Raw genomic sequence first — 15,846 nt, 5'->3', positions numbered from 1 at the left:
CCCCCTTGATGTCGGGTTACAAGGCAAGCCAAGCTTGTGAGCGACAGCGAGCTAGCGCAACTCGGAGGGGGGGCGTCGCACGCGCCGCGCCCAAGCCCCTTGACCCCAAGCCGCAAACTTCCGACTCATTCAGCCATGCTTGAGTCGCTCTTCGACACACCGCCTCGCGACCCCGCCGAAATCCTGCGCACCGTCTTCGGGCACCAGAGTTTTCGCGGCCAGCAGGAGGATGTTGTCCGCCACGTCACCGGTGGCGGCGACGCAGTGGTGCTGTTCCCGACCGGCGCCGGCAAATCGATGTGCTTCCAGGTTCCCGCGTTGGCGCGGAAGGGCGTCGGCATCGTCGTTTCGCCGCTCATCGCCCTGATGCGCGATCAGGTCGAGGCGCTGAAGCAGGCGGGTGTCAACGCCGCGACCCTCAACTCCTCGGTCAGCTCCGAAGACTCCTCGCGCACTTTCCGCGACCTCAAATCCGGCAAGCTCGACCTGCTCTACGTTGCTCCCGAGCGCCTGGTGCTCCCCGGCTTCAAGTCGATGATGCAGGGCGTCGAGATCTCGCTTATCGCCATCGATGAGGCGCATTGCGTCAGCCAATGGGGCCATGATTTCCGCCCCGAGTATCGTGAGCTCGCCTCGATCGCCGCCGATTATCCCGGCGTGCCGCGCATCGCGCTCACCGCCACGGCCGACCCCACCACCCGCGACGATATCGTCGAGCGGCTCGGCCTCAGCGACGCGCGCATCTTCACCACCAGCTTCGACCGGCCCAATATCAGCTACGCGATCGTCGAGCGCGACAATGCACGGGCCCAGCTGAAGAGCTTCCTCGCCCGCCATACCGGCAATTCCGGCATCGTCTATTGCCTCAGCCGCGCCAAGGTCGACTCGACCACCGAGTGGCTGAACAAGCAGGGGGTTCGCGCGCTCGCCTATCATGCCGGCATGAACGCCCGCGACCGCGCCGCCAACCAGGATGCCTTCCTCAAGGAAGAGTCGCTCTGCCTCGTTGCCACCGTCGCCTTCGGCATGGGTATCGACAAGCCCGACGTGCGCTATGTCGCTCACATGGATCTGCCCTCGTCCATCGAGGCCTATTACCAGGAGACCGGCCGTGCCGGCCGCGACGGCCTGCCGGCTGAAGCCTGGATGTGTTACGGCATGGCCGACGTGGCGCAGCGCCGCCGCATGATCGATGAGGGCAACGCCCCCGATGAGGTGAAGCGGGTCGAGCGGCTGAAGCTCACGGCGCTGCTCGCCGTCTGCGAAACTCCGGAATGCCGCCGCCGGGCCATCCTCGCGCATTTCGGCGAGGCGCATCCCGGCAGCTGCAACAACTGCGACACCTGCCTCGTGCCGGTCGAAACCTGGGACGGGTCCGATGCCGCGATCAAGGCGCTGGCCTGCGTCTACCGCACCGGCCAGCGCTTCGGCGCCGGGCACATCGTCGACGTGCTGCTCGGCAAGGTCACCGACAAGGTCACCCAGTTCAGCCACCAGGACCAGCCGGTGTTCGGCCAGGGCAAGGACATGGACCAGCGCTCCTGGCAATCGGTGATCCGCCAGCTCACCGCCATGGGTCTGATCACTGTCGACCACTCGTTCGGCGCCCTGCACCTCGGCGAAGGCTCGCGAGAAGTGTTCCGCGGCGAGCGCAAGATCACCCTCCGCCGCGACCGGCCGCGCAAAGCCACCGAGACCCGCCGTGCCCTACAGAACGCCGTGCAGTTGCCCCCGGCTGCGCAATCGCTGTTCGAAGCGCTGCGCTCCGAACGCGCCGCCCTCGCCAAATCCCAGGGCGTGCCGCCCTATGTGGTCTTCCACGACACGACGCTCCGCGCCATGGCGCTGGAACGACCACAGACCATGGCCGAACTCGGCACCATCAATGGCATCGGGGAGAGCAAACTGAAGCGCTACGGGGCGGAGTTTTTGGCTGTGCTGCGGGCGGCCGGGCCGGTTTAGCCATACTGATAGGGACGGCCCCCTCCCATCCTCCCCGATGAAGGGGGAGGTGCCCCGCCGGTGTATTTGGCACGATCGAAGACCGATACTCGACTCTTCACCTCCCCCTTCATGGGGGAGGCCGGGAGGGGGCCGTCTCTAACAGTGATCGCTCACGTCCCCCTTGGCTTCGCCCTTGCGGTCGCCGCCGCCTCCAGCGGGTTCTCCGGCCAATAGTGCCGCGGGTAGCGGCCTTTCAAATCCTTGGCCACGTCCTTCCAGCTGCCGCGCCAGAAGCCGGGCAGGTCGCGTGTCGTCTGGATCGGTCGATGCGCCGGCGAAAGCAGCACCAGCAGCAGCGGCACCTTGCCACCGGCGACGCTCGGATGCTTGTCGAGCCCGAACAGCTCCTGCACCCGCACCTCCAGCGCCGGCCCGTTCTCCGCCCCATAGTCGATCGGCAGGTGCGAGCCCGAGGGTGCGTCGAAATGGCTAGGCAGCAGGCGTTCGATCTCCTGCCGTCGCGCCCAGGGCAACAGCCCCTCGAGCGCCCCGCCCAGATCGTCGGCCCCGATCTCGCTCAGCGCGGTCTTGCCGGTGATGGCCGGCACCAGCCAGGCGATGTCCGCCGCGAGGCCGGCATCGGAGAGATCCGGCCACGCCTCGCCCAGCGTCGCTCGCAGGTAGCTCGTCCGCGCCCGCAGCGCCTGCTGCTCTTTGCTCCACGGCAGCACGCCAACCCCGAGCCCGGCGATACCTTCTGCCAGCGCCTGTGCCGCGCTCGCGGCATCGGCAATCGCCACCGGCGCTTCGTCGAGCCGCAATGCCCCGAGCCGTCGCACCCGCCGGGCCCGCACGCTGCGCGAACCGCGGTCGAACGCCATCGTCGCCTCGTCGACGATTTCGCCGGCGAACAGCTCTTCGATCGTTGCCCGCTCGATTGCCGCTGCGGCTCGGATCCGCCCGGTCGCCGCCGCGCCGGTGATATCGGTCACCACCAGGTAGGGCGCATTCGCCAGCCCGTCGCTGTCCTCGAGGCTCGCCTGCCGCCCGTTGGCCAGCCGGAACCGGCCGCGTGCTCCCGCCTGCTGCGCCACGCGGTCCGGATAGGCCCGCGCCAGGTGGCGTCCGACCTCGCCGCCTGAACCCGTATTGCCGACCATCCCGGCCCAGCGCCGTGCCAGCCCACGTGCTTCATCGGCCCGCTTGCCGCGCTCCCGCCCGAAGCGTTCGAGCCGGTGCACGAGGTCAGTGCCGTCGCCTCCGAGCCCGCGTTCGCCCAGCAGCACCGCCAGCTGCGCCGCCGTCAGCGCATCATCTTCCTCCGCCGCACGGTGGATCATGTGCCCCAGCCGCGGGTGCAGCGGCAGCCGCGCCAGCGCCTTGCCCTCGACGGTGATCCGCCCGCTGTCGTCCAGTGCCTCGAGCCCCTTGAGCAGGCCCACTGCCTCATTCCACGCCGGCGCCGGCGGTGGATCGAGGAATTGGAGCTGGCTCGGATCGCTCACCCCCCAGCCGGCGAGATCGAGCGCCAGTCCCGAAAGGTCCGCCTCCAGCATCTCCGGCGCGTCGAACGCCAGCAGCGCCGCGTTCTGGCCTTCGCCCCACAGCCGGTAACACACCCCCGGCTCGACACGCCCGGCGCGTCCGCGCCGCTGGTCTGCGGAGGCCCGCGACACTTTTCGTGTTTCGAGCACCGACAGGCCGGTCGCCGGCTCGTAGGCGGGCGCGCGCCTGAGGCCACTATCGACGACGATCCGCACCCCCTCGATGGTCAGCGAAGTCTCGGCGATCGAGGTTGCCAGCACCACCTTGCGCCGCCCGGGCCGTGCCGGCTGCACCGCACGATCCTGCTCCTCCGGTGTCAGCTGCCCGTAGAGCGGCGCGATATCGACATCGGCGGGGACGCGTCCCGCCAGCCGCTCCGCCACCCGTCCGATCTCCGCCTGTCCCGGCAGGAACACCAGCGCCGAGCCCGGTTGCTCGCGCAGCGCTTCGAGCACTACGCTCGTCACCTGGTCCTCGATTTTCACCAGCGGATCGCGGTCGCGCCAGATCGTCTCCACCGGAAACGCCCGCCCTTCGGAGACCACCACCGGCGCCCCATCGAGCAGCTCTGCTACCCGGGCTCCGTCGATCGTCGCCGACATCACCAGCACACGCAGGTCGTCGCGCAGCGCCGCCGCATCGAGCGCCAGCGCCAGCCCGAGATCGGCATCGAGGCTGCGCTCATGGAACTCGTCGAACAGCACTGCGGCGATGCCGGTGAGCTCCGGATCGTCGAGGATCATCCGGGTAAACACCCCTTCGGTCACCACCTCGATGCGCGTCCGCTTGCTGACCTTGGCGTCGAGCCGTACCCGATAGCCGACCACGCCGCCGACCTCGTCGTCGAGCGATTGCGCCATCCGCCTTGCTGCGGCCCGCGCTGCCAGCCGCCGCGGCTCCAGCATGACGATCTTGCCGTCGCCCCGCCATTTCGCCTCGAGCAATGCCAGCGGCACGCGCGTCGTCTTGCCCGCCCCGGGCGGCGCCACCAGCACCGCATAGGGGCCAGAAGCCAGCGCGGCCAGCAGCCGGGGCAGGGCTTCGTCGATCGGAAGGGGCGGCAGGTTCATGCCGCTTCAATCGGAGAAAAGCGCAGTGGATGCAAGCCAGCCCGGCTAGCTGACGTTCTTCAGCATGTCGAGCAGCGAGCCGTCGAAATCCTCGACTGGCGTTGGCGCCGGCGCTGCGCGTTTAGTGGTGGCGATTTCCGACCAGCCGACCACCACGGTGATGCCGCCCACCTTGCGGTCCGCGACATACCAGGGCGTCAGCACCGTCGCGAACTGGGTCGCCGCGCCGCTGGTCGGGCTGGCGAAGCTGCGGCGCGTCTTCACCGTCTGGCCCCGCAGCGCCGCCTCGTACTCGGCGATCTGCTCGGATGGCGTCTCAGGAAACAGCTGGCCGATGGTCTTGCCGATCACTTCGCGCCGCTCGACGAACCGGTGCGCCTTGAGCCAGTACAGCGAGCAGTCGAGCACGCGGAGCTTGTCGTCCAGCACCGCAATCGGCGCCGGCATGTCGCCGACCAGATCCTGTACCAGCTTCAGCCGGCCCTGCACCTGCAACTCGCGCTCCATCTCCGCGGTTACATCGCGGCTGGCGCCGAACAGTTCGATCACCCGCCCGTCGCGTACCCTGAGATCGGCGATCGACTCGATCATCCGCACACCGCCATCGCGCCGCTCGATCCGCAGCCGGCAGCGAAAGCCACGCCGGTCCTGCAGCGCCTGGGCGATCAGCGTCAGCAGCTTGCCGCGATCCTCGGCGACATAAAGCTTCACCAGGTCCTGCAGCGGCACCGGACTATCCGGTCCGAGGCCGTAGATTTCCGCGACGCGCGCCGACAGCACCACGGTGCCCGGAAAGATCACCTTCCATTGGCCATAGCCCTCGTGCAGTTCGTAGAGCTGCAGGGCACGGTCGGCATCGGTAAGCGCCGGAGTCGGCTCCACCTGGGCCAGGGATTCCGACGGCGTGGCGATCAACTGCTTGTCGAACATCGGGGTCCGTGACGGGGCAGGAGGCGGGGTTGTGGCGAACGCTAACCGCCGCCCAGTTAAGTATTGGTGTGTATCAGCCGTGTCGCTGCCGGCGGTCATTCGCCGAGCGTGAGGCGACCAGCCCCGCCTTGGCGAAGGCGCGCGCTTCTGCCCGCGGCAGCGGCGGGCTGAACAGGTAGCCCTGCGCCTCGTTGCAGCCTTCGGCCCTGAGCATCAGCAACTGCTCCCAGCTCTCGACGCCTTCGGCCGTCACGCGCGTCTTCAGCGAGCGGCCGAGCCCGATGATGGCGCGGACGATCGCTGCGGAGTCCTCGGCCCCAGGCAGGTCGGCGACGAACGAGCGGTCGATCTTGATCTTGTCGAAGGCGAAGCGCCTGAGATAGCTCAGCGACGAGTAGCCGGTGCCGAAATCGTCGAGCGCCACCCTTATGCCCATCCGGTGCAGTTCCTCGAGCGAGGCCAACGCCTCGGCGCTCTCGTCGAACAGCACCGACTCGGTGATCTCGAGCTCCAGCCGCGCCGGCGCAAAGCCGGTCTCCGCCAGTGCATCGGTGACGGTGCGCACCACGGCGCGGTTGCGGAACTGCGCCGGCGACAGGTTCACCGCCAGCGACAGCGTCTCGGGCCAATGCGTCGCCTCCGCGCAAGCCTCGCGTAAGACAAACGCGCCGATCGCGTCGATCAGCCCGCTCTCTTCGGCCAGCGGAATGAATACCATCGGCGACACCGCGCCATGCGCCGCGCACTCCCAGCGCAGCAGCGCCTCGAAGCCGACCAACTGGTTGCTGCCGATATCGATCTGCGGCTGGTACACCACGCTCAGCTCGCCCCGGCCCAGTGCCAGCGACAGGTCGCGCTTCATCTCGCGCCGCTCGCGCAGAGCCTGGTCCATCGCCGGCTCGAAGAAGCGGAAATCGCGGCCCTTGTCGCTCTTCACCCGATAGAGCGCCACATCGGCATATTGCAGCAGGCTCTCGGTGGTCAGCCCGTCGCGCGGCGCGATGGCGATGCCGATGCTGGCGCCGATACTCACCGTTTCGCCGTCGATTTCGAAGGGAATGGCCAGCGCTGCGAGGATCGCCTGCGCCGTCGTCGCGGCATCCTCGGGGCGCTCCACCGGCATCAGCAGTGCGAACTCGTCGCCCCCGAGCCGGGCCACCAGGTCGCGCTTGCTGGTGCAGCCATTGAGCCGACCCGCCACCTCGCGCAACAGCATGTCGCCGGCGAGGTGCCCGAGCGTGTCATTCACCAGCTTGAAGTCGTCGAGATCGATCGACAGTACGGCCAGCGTCCTCGTGGCGTTCAGCCCCAGCAATGCCGCGTCCATGCCCTCCTGGAACTGCATCCGGTTGGGCAGGCCCGTCAGCGTGTCGTGCCGCGCCAGGTATTCGAGCCGTTTCGCTCCGGCCACCACCTCGGCCTCGTTCTGCTTGGCCTCGGTCACATCGCGCGACAGCGCCAGGAGCCGCTCCACCTCGCCGTTAGCGCCGAGGATCGGCGACAGGCTGATATCCCACCAGCGCGCCTTGCCCTTGGCCGTCGGCCCGAACAGCGTATGGCGCACCGTCTGGCCCTGCTGCGCCGCAGCGATCGCCGCGCGGATCACCGCGCGCTGGTCTTGTGGCCAGAACTGCTCGAACGGCAGCCCCCGGATCGCCTCGAAGCTCTCGACCTCCATGATGCGGATACCGGGCCCGTTCATGAAGATCAGCCGGCCGGCGCCATCCAGCACTTCGATCGCCATGGTGCTGGCCTCGAGGATCGAACGGGCGAACGCCTCGCTTTCGCGCAAAGCCGCTTCCGCCACCCGCCGGTCATGGATATCCTCGAGCGTGCCGTACCAGCGGACGATCTGTCCGAGCTTGTCGCGCCGCGCCGCCGCCCGCGCCCGCATCCAGCGATAGTCGCCGTTCTTGAGCCGGATGCGATAGGTGATGTCGAGCGGCTCGCCGCTGTTGAGCGAGCTCGTCCAGTCGGCAATGGTCGGCTCGAGGTCGTCGGGGTGCACGACGCTCGCCCAGCCCTGGCCCAGCGTCTCCTCGGTGTTGAGTTCGACCATTTCGAGCCAGCGCGGCCCGAACTCGATGATGTTGCCCTCGGGGTCGGCGAGCCACATCACCTCGGGGTTGAGGTCGACGGCGGTGCGGTAATGGTCTTCGCTCTCGCGCAGCGCCCGCTCGGCCAGCGTGGTGCGCGTCACGTCCTGCACGATCACCTGCACTTCGTTCGGCCCGAGCGGGAAATGTGCCGCGCTGTATTCCCGGACCGTCCCGCCGGTTGGCAGGCTGCGGAAACGGAAGGCGCCGGATTTGCCGCTGCGCACTGCTGCATGCATCCGGCGGCGGACACGCGCCCGATCCGAGGCATGGAGCTTGGCCAGCATCGCAGCGAGCGGCACGCCCTGGTCGAGCGCTTCGCCGCGAATGGTGGTGGCCGAATGGTAGACCCGGTCGGTCAGCGCGTGCCAGGTCCACACCGAAATGCCGGTGGCGCTGCCGATCTGCCGCAGCGTCTCTGCGGCAGCCTCGGCCGGCGGTGTGCCCCTCGACACGGTGCCTGTGTTGCGCATGCGATCCTCAACCTCACGAGGATGCTACGCAGCCGAACGCGCCAAAACATTAATCGCATGTGTGAGACGGCGGCGAATGCTCGCCGCCGTGATGACAACTGTGCCGGTGGTTAAGGTTCGCTGAACGCGGAGCAGCGATCCCTCTCGATCAGGCCCACTCGCCCTTGCGCATCACCGGCACCTTCGAACCGTCAGCCTTGAGGCCGTCGATATCGATCTTGTCCGAACCGATCATCCAGTCGATGTGGATCAGGCTCTTGTTGCCGCCGCGCTTGGCGATCTCGTCCTGGCTCATCTTGGTGCCGTTGATGAAGCAGTCGGCGTAGCACTGGCCGAGCGCGATGTGGCTCGCGGCATTTTCATCGAACAGCGTATTGTAGAACAGCACACCGCTCTTCGAAATCGGCGACGAGTGCGGTACCAGCGCCACTTCGCCCAGCCGGCGCGAGCCCTCGTCGGTGTCGAGCACCTTCTGCAGCACGGCCTCGCCCTTCGAGGCCTTGGCCTCGACGATCCGCCCAGCCTCGAACTTCACCTCGATATCGGCGATCAGCGTGCCGTTATGGCTGAGCGGCTTGGTCGAGCGGACATAGCCCTCCACGCGCTGGCTATGCGGGGTGGTGAACACTTCTTCGGTCGGAATGTTCGGGTTGCAGGTGATGCCGTTCTTGGCCTCCGACGCGCCGCCCTTCCAGCGGTGCTCATCGGCAAGCCCAATCGTCAGGTCGGTGCCCGGCCCGGTATAGTGGAGCGAAGCGAATTGCTGGCCGTTGAGCCAGGTCCAGCGCTCCTTGAGCTTGGCGTTGTGTGCCTTCCAGGCGCCGATCGGATCCTCGACATCGACCCGGCTCGCCGCAAAGATCGCGTCGGCGAGCTTCTTGACGGCCACCTCTTCCGGATCGTTGGGGAACACCAGCCGGGCCCAGCTGGCATTGGGGTAGGAGACGATGTTCCAGTTGATGTCGAAGCCGGTGATCTTCTCCAGCGCCGGCTTATAGGCCATCGAGGTGGCGCGGTTGGCGCGCGCCACTTTGGCCGGGTCTTCGCCTGCCAGCATCATCGGGTTGTCGCCTGAAATGGCGAGCCGCGCCGCGTTGCCGTCGAAGGCCTTGGCCATGCCCTCGAACAGCCAGCCCGGCGCCTTGTCGAAGCTCGCGTCTGCCGCGTGGCGATAGCGGTTGAGGGTGATCTCCTCGTCCGAAAAGATCGGCTGCACGATGCCGGCGCCGGCTTTGTAGGCATGCTCGGTGATCTTGCGCACCAGCGGCAGCGCCGCCATCGGCGCGGTCAGGACCAGGTCCTGCCCGGGCTGGAGCTGGAGCCCCACCTTGATCGCGACTTCCGCGAGCTTGTCGAGTTTGACCGGATCGATAGGGGTGTTGCCCTGAGCCATTGGAAAACCTTCGCAAAAACGGGAACGAGAGGCATACCCCTGGTGCCCGCCTGCTTCAAGGCGGCGAGATGCCGTAACTCGTCATCGCCGCGCTCGATCCTCGTCCCGACCCCGAGCAGCCAGGCCCGCTTCGCCGCCAGCCGTTCCACCGACTCCTCGCTGCTCCAATCCACGCCCATCCGTGTCCAGTCCATTTCCATCTCCTGTGGTTGTCACAGGGATGGTCGAGCTGGTTTTGGGGGATTCGACATTTCAACGCGTCGAGCGCTTGGCTACCCCTCACCCCGACCCTCTCCCCAAAGGGGCGAGGGGGCGATGTGGCACGGCCGGTGCAAAGTGCGTCCCCTACCGGCGAGGGCTCTGCCCTCGTCCGGGGCCCCTCTGGGGAGAGGGCCAGGGTGAGGGGCGCCAAGTTCACTGCAGTTAGGACGTCACGGCAACCGGCGACATCCGGTTGAAGGCATCGAGCGCCGCGATCTTGTAGGCCTCGGCGAGGGTCGGGTAGTTGAAGGTGTTCTCGACGAAATAGTCGACCGTACCGCCGAGGTTCAGCACCGCCTGGCCGATATGCACCAGCTCGGTCGCCCCTTCGCCGATGATATGGCAGCCCATGAGCTTCCGGTCGTCGAGCGAGAATAGCAGCTTCATCATCCCCGATTGCAGGCCCATGATGTGGCCGCGCGAGGTCTCGCGAAACCGCGCTATGCCGCACTCGTACGGAATGCCCTTAGCCTTGAGCTGCTGCTCGGTCAGCCCGACCGTCGAGATTTCCGGCACCGCATAGATGCCGTAGGGAAAATATTCGGGAGCAGGGGGCATCGGCGCGCCGAACGCATGGCAGGCAGCGATCCGCCCCTGTTCCATCGAGGTCGAGGCGAGCGAGGGAAAACCGATCACATCGCCTGCGGCATAGATATGCGGCACTGCGGTCTGGAAGGTCCGCGGGTCCACCGTCAGCCGCCCACGATCGTCCGAAGTCAGCCCGCAGGCGTCGAGCTCCAGCGCCGCCGTCGCGCCGACCCGGCCGGCGCAGTAGAGCAGTGCTTCGGTGCGGATCTGCCGTCCGTCGCTCAGCGCGCTCACCGCAAAGCCGGCGGCGTCGACCTCGACCTTTTCCACCTTCACCCCGAGCCGCAGCTGCATGCCGCGCTTTCTGAGCTCGTGCACGAACTCGTCGATGATCTCGCGGTCGATGAACTCGAGGAAGTTCTCGCGCGGTTCCACCAGCGTCACCGGCACGTCGAGCGCCGAAAAGATCGTCGCATACTCGATGTCGATCACCCCGGCGCCCACCACTGTCAGGCTCCTGGGCACCCTGGGATCCGACGCGACGTCGTCGCTGTCGAACACATTGGTCTGGTTGAACGGGATATGGCTGGGCCGATAGGGCGCGGTGCCGACCGCGATGACGAAGCGTTCGGCCTCGTATTCGCTTTCCCCCTCGCTGCCGTTCTTGATGGCGATCCGGTGCGGGCTGACGAAGCGGGCCCGCCCGGCCACCGTCCGCACCCCGTTGCGGGCGAACTGGTGCTCCAGTACGTCGATCTCGTGGTCGAGCGTCATGCGCAGCCGCGCCCCGAGATCCTTGCCTTCGATCTCCTTTTTCACCCGATAGGCGAGCCCGTAAAAGCCGCGTTCACGCCAGCCCGAAAGGTTGAGCACCGTCTCGCGCAGCGTCTTGGACGGGATCGTGCCGGTATGCACCGATACCCCGCCCACCCGCAGCCGGTTCTCCACCACCAGCACCGACTTGCCGAGCTTGGCCGCCTGAATGGCCGCCCGCCGCCCTGCCCCCCCCGAGCCGATGACGATCAGATCGAAAGTGTCCATGGCGGACTCATGCACGGCGTAGATGAAGCTCAGATGGCAGTCGGCAGTAGGCAGTCGGCAGTAGCAGATTGGCGGTAGACGATCGGGATTTCGTCGGGAACATTCCGACTGCCGACTGCCGACTGCCGACTGCCGACTGCCGACTGCCGACTGCCCCTCAATAAACCTCCGGCACATAGAGCTCCGGCTTCACTGCGTGCCGCACGTAGTCGGCATGGCGCACGCGGGCCGGCAGTTCTACCTCCTGCTTGGGCACATCCTCGTAGTTCACCTGGCTCAACAGGTGGGAGATCATGTTCAGTCGCGCCCGCTTCTTGTCCACCGCCTGCACCACCCACCACGGGGCTTCGTCGGTATGGGTGCGGTCGAACATCTCTTCCTTGGCGCGGGTGTAGTCTTCCCAGTGCACCCGGCTCTCGAGGTCCATGGGGCTGAGCTTCCACTGCTTCAGCGGGTCGTGGATGCGCATCTTGAAGCGGAATTCCTGCTCCTCGTCGGTGATCGAGAACCAGTACTTGACGAGGATGATGCCCGAGCGGACCAGCATGCGCTCGAAGTCCGGCACGGTCTGGAAGAATTCTTCCAGCTGTTCGGGGTTGCAGAAGCCCATCACCCGCTCGACGCCAGCACGGTTGTACCAGGAGCGATCGAACAGCACCATTTCACCGGCCGACGGCAAATGCGGCACATAGCGCTGGAAGTACCACTGGCCCTGTTCCTTGTTGGTGGGAGCCGGTAACGCCACCACCCGGCAGGTGCGCGGGTTGAGCCGCTGCGTCACCCGCTTGATCGCGCCGCCCTTGCCGGCGGAATCGCGACCTTCGAAGATCACCAGCATCTTCAGCTTCTTGTACTGCACCCAGTCCTGCAGCTTCACCAGCTCGTGCTGCAGCCGGAACAGCTCGCGGAAATACGCCTTGCGGTCGATCGTCTCGTCCGCCGGGCCGGACATGCCCTCGGCGACCAGCTCATCGAGCCGGTCGTCTTCCAACTGCATTTCCAGCTCTTCGTCGAAATCGTCGGCGATCGCCTGCTTGATCCGCTCGAGTTCGGCCGGGGTCTTGGCTTCGTGATCGTTCATTGGTGCACCCATGGATAGCTGGTGGGGAGGGGTGCCCGTTCCATATGAACCTATTGTGACCGTTTGCCGGGCCGCGGCGATGCCGCCGCACGAGACCCATGTGCGCCACGTTGGGATCGTGCCCACCCACCGGGTCATTCCCGCGAAAGCGGGAACCTCTGTTTTCTTGGCCTGCGGCACGATCGCAAACGGAGTTCCCCGCTTTCGCGGGGATGACATCGCGTTGGGGGAGCGACTGGTGCAGACCGCTCGTGAAACGATCCCGCCCGATGCGATTACTGCTCGGCGACGCCCGCGAGCCGCAGCCCATCGAGGATCGCCTGCGTCCGCGAGGCATCCTTCTGCGGCTGTGCCGCCCAGACCTGGGCGATGGTGACGCCCGGCGACAGCCGCTTCAGCGTCACGAGGTGGCGCCTCGCTTCGTCCATCCGCCCCAGATGCGCATTTGCCGCGACCAGCATCCAGTAGGTGCATACGAAGCTCGGGTTGGCCGAGACCGAACGCTTGGCCCAGACCAGCGCCTCTTCGTAGTTTTCCTTGATCATCTGGGCATGCGAGATGGCCGTCAGCGGCCAATGCGCGCCGTCGAGGCTGGGGCTGAGCCGGATCGCGTGCTCGCTGAAGGCGATCGCATCATCGACATTGCCGATATGGAGGTGGGTGATGCCGGCAAAGATCATCACCGTCAGGTTGTTGGGGTTGGCCTCCACCGCCCGCTGCGTCAGCATCAAGCCGCGGTCGTAATCGCGGAGGTTATGGATCAGCATCATCGAGCTGAGCGACAGCGCCACCGCGTCATCGCGGGCATTGGCCAGCGCCCGCTCCACCAGCTCGATGCCATGCGCCGTGTCGTCAGTACCGATCGCCGGCCAGCCCATGGTCGAGCGGTGCAGCATGGCATTGCCGGCATAGACGAGGAAGGTCGGGTTGTTCGGCTCGAGCTCTATGGCCTTGAGCAGCAGGGCGATCGCCTCGGCATTGGCGTCGCGCGTCTGCGACAGGTGCATCGGCAGGGCGCGGAGGTAAAGGTCATAGGCTTCGACGCTGTCCGGCCGCTCGCGCCGCGAACGTTCGATCTCGGCCCAGCGGATCGTCGGCTCGGCCACCGAGGCGACCTTGAGCGTGATCTGGTCCTGGAACTCGAACACGTCGTCGAGCTTGCCGTCGAACTTGTCGGCCCACAGGTGGGCGCCGGTCATTGCGTCCACCAGCTGCGCGGTGATGCGCAGCCGGTCGCGGGCCCGCCGCACGCTGCCCTCGAGCACGTAGCGCACCCCCAATTCGCGCCCCACCTGCCGCACGTCGACGGCGCGGCCCTTGTAGACGAAGCTCGAATTGCGGGCGACCACCGCGAAATCGCGGAACCGGCTCAGCGCGGTGATGATGTCCTCCACCACCCCGTCGGCGAAATATTCCTGCTCGCTGTCGCCGCCCATATTGTCGAACGGCAGCACGGCGACCGTCGGCCGCCGCGGCGTCACCGGACCGAACTCCGGCGATCTGGTACTTCGGCCGACCCCGGTCACCACTTCGAACACCCGCACCGGCCGGGCGATGTTCTTCAGCTCGCGCTCGCCCAGGTCGCGGAACCCGGTCTTCATCCGGTCGCGGACTTCCTCGAACACCTTGCCCGAAACATAGACGCCGCCGGGCTCGCCGATCTGCTGCAGCCGGGCCGCGACATTGATGCCGTCGCCATAGATGTGGGAATCATCATGCACCACATCGCCCTGGTTGACGCCGACGCGGAACACCAGCCGCTTGTTGACCGGCACATCGGCATTGCGCTCGGCCATCAGCGCCTGCATGGCGACAGCGGCTTCAACGGCTGAGACCGTGCTGGAGAATTCCGCCACGATGCCGTCGCCGGCAAGGTCGACCACCCGCCCGCCATGCCGCTGCAGCAGCTGGAGCACGGCGGTCTGGTGTCCCTTCAGGGCAGCGACGGTGCCGGATTCGTCAGCGCCCACCAGGGCGCTGTATCCCGCTACGTCCGCACACAACACCGCCGCCAGGCGGCGCGACAAAACATGTTCCATTTCCGCTTCCTAGGCGGAGTCACCGCGCCCTGTCTCAGGGTAAAGCGTGGCGTTGTTACTTGGAAGTGGAAACGTAAGCTCACTCTGCTTTCGGGATGAGCCGAAAATCCGGCAGATCCCGCAATCCGAGCTCTGGTCCGGCGGGCGAATAGACCACGAACAGCTGCATCGGGCCGCTCCCGGTATTGAGCGTCGAGTGGAATCGGTCCTCCGGCACGAACACCGTGCAGCCCGGGCCGACCTTCTGCACCACCGGCACGCCCTCAGGCGTTTCGACCATCTGTTCGCCTTCGCCCGAGATGACGAAAATGATCTCCTCGGCGCCCGGGTGGTTGTGGCGACTATGGCCCTGGCCCGGCGGCAGATCCACCACTCCACCCGAAAACCGCTTCGCCCCATTCAGCTCCGGCGCCACCGTCAGCGCCAGCTGTCCCCAGTCGAACCCGAACGCACTGACATCGCGCGGATAGACGAAATTGTTCTCGGCCATTGTTTCTCCTCCTTATCGGCAGTCGGCAGTCGGCAATCGGCAGTCGGAGTAGGAAGCAGGTACTCGGCATTCGTCTGACACCTTGCGACTGCCGATTGCCGACTGCCTACTGCCGACCTACCCCCTCGTCCGCAACCCCTTGAAACTCTCAACCTGGTGCTTGATCGCCACCTCCACCGGCAGCCGCTCCATCGAGCTCGCCCCGTAAAAGCCGTGGCAGCCATTCACCCGGTTGAGGATGAACTTCGCATCGTCAGGCATCGAGATCGGTCCGCCATGGCAGAGGACGATGACGTCATCACGCACGCCGCGCGCCGCTGCGGCAATCGCCTCGATCTCGGTGGCACACTGCACCAGCGATTTCGCTGCCGTCGCGCCGATGGCGCCGCCGGTCGTCACCCCCATATGCGCGACGATGATGTCAGCGCCGGCCCTGGTCATCGCCACCGCTTCATCCGGGTTGAACACATAGGGTGTGGTGAGGAGGTCCAGCTTGTGCGCCTCGGCGATCATCTCGACCTCGAGGCCATAACCCATGCCGGTCTCCTCGAAGCTGACCCGCATCACCCCGTCGAACAGCCCGATGGTGGGGAAGTTCTGCACTCCCGAGAACCCCATGGCTTTGAGTTCGGCAAGGAACTGCGGCATCAGCACGAACGGATCGGTGCCATTCACTCCGGCCAGCACCGGGGTGCGCTTCACCACCGGCAGCACCTCGCGCGCCATGTCCTTGACGATCTCGTTGGCGTTGCCATAGGCGAGCAGCCCCGCGGCCGAGCCGCGTCCGGCCATGCGATAGCGCCCCGAATTGTAGATGATGATCAGGTCGATGCCGCCGGCTTCCTCGGCCTTGGCCGAGATGCCGGTACCGGCCCCGCCGCCGACGATCGGCTGTCCGCGGGCCACCATGTCGTGGAATTTTCTGAGGATGTCGGCGCGCGCGATGGCAGCCATG

The 15,846-nt window shown here is 66.6% G+C and carries 10 protein-coding genes; 1 reads left to right on the top strand and 9 read right to left on the bottom strand.

Annotation, left to right across the window (positions count from 1 at the left end; genetic code table 11):
• Positions 1-135 precede the first annotated feature (135 nt).
• Complete coding sequence (recQ, locus tag VW23_RS02210; protein WP_069907954.1) at positions 136-1,962, top strand: DNA helicase RecQ; 1,827 nt, start codon at positions 136-138, stop codon at positions 1,960-1,962.
• Between the two features lie 152 nt (positions 1,963-2,114).
• Here recQ and hrpB read toward each other — a convergent pair whose 3' ends face one another.
• The 9 genes from hrpB to VW23_RS02165 all read right to left on the bottom strand — a co-directional run bounded on the left by hrpB (position 2,115) and on the right by VW23_RS02165 (position 15,845).
• Positions 2,115-4,559 carry an ATP-dependent helicase HrpB gene (gene hrpB / locus VW23_RS02205; protein ID WP_069907953.1) on the bottom strand — a complete coding sequence of 815 codons (2,445 nt, stop codon included), beginning with the start codon at positions 4,557-4,559 and terminating at the stop codon, positions 2,115-2,117.
• Positions 4,560-4,604: 45 nt separating this feature from the next.
• A complete protein-coding gene (locus VW23_RS02200) occupies positions 4,605-5,489 on the bottom strand; it encodes a PAS domain-containing protein (protein WP_069907952.1) in 885 nt (294 codons plus the stop codon).
• Between the two features lie 73 nt (positions 5,490-5,562).
• On the bottom strand, positions 5,563-8,058 hold the full coding sequence (locus tag VW23_RS02195) for a putative bifunctional diguanylate cyclase/phosphodiesterase (protein ID WP_069907951.1): 2,496 nt from the start codon (positions 8,056-8,058) through the stop codon (positions 5,563-5,565).
• Between the two features lie 148 nt (positions 8,059-8,206).
• Positions 8,207-9,451 carry an aminopeptidase gene (locus VW23_RS02190; RefSeq protein ID WP_069907950.1) on the bottom strand — a complete coding sequence of 415 codons (1,245 nt, stop codon included), beginning with the start codon at positions 9,449-9,451 and terminating at the stop codon, positions 8,207-8,209.
• A gap of 423 nt (positions 9,452-9,874) precedes the next feature.
• Positions 9,875-11,281, bottom strand: a complete 1,407-nt coding sequence (gene sthA, locus VW23_RS02185) for a Si-specific NAD(P)(+) transhydrogenase (RefSeq protein WP_069907949.1) — start codon at positions 11,279-11,281, stop codon at positions 9,875-9,877.
• Positions 11,282-11,438: 157 nt separating this feature from the next.
• Positions 11,439-12,362, bottom strand: coding sequence for a polyphosphate kinase 2 (gene ppk2 / locus VW23_RS02180; protein WP_069907948.1), 924 nt, complete (start codon positions 12,360-12,362; stop codon positions 11,439-11,441).
• 275 nt (positions 12,363-12,637) lie between these two features.
• Positions 12,638-14,401, bottom strand: a complete 1,764-nt coding sequence (locus VW23_RS02175) for an adenylate/guanylate cyclase domain-containing protein (protein WP_069907947.1) — start codon at positions 14,399-14,401, stop codon at positions 12,638-12,640.
• A 79-nt stretch (positions 14,402-14,480) separates the two neighbouring features.
• A complete protein-coding gene (locus tag VW23_RS02170; RefSeq protein ID WP_069907946.1) occupies positions 14,481-14,891 on the bottom strand; it encodes a cupin domain-containing protein in 411 nt (136 codons plus the stop codon).
• Positions 14,892-15,008: 117 nt separating this feature from the next.
• A complete protein-coding gene (locus VW23_RS02165; protein WP_069907945.1) occupies positions 15,009-15,845 on the bottom strand; it encodes a phosphoenolpyruvate hydrolase family protein in 837 nt (278 codons plus the stop codon).
• Position 15,846: the final 1 nt, after the last annotated feature.

This window comes from Devosia insulae DS-56 (genome assembly GCF_000970465.2).
Lineage (GTDB): Bacteria > Pseudomonadota > Alphaproteobacteria > Rhizobiales > Devosiaceae > Devosia_A > Devosia_A insulae.
This window is presented reverse-complemented; position numbering and strand designations above follow the sequence as displayed.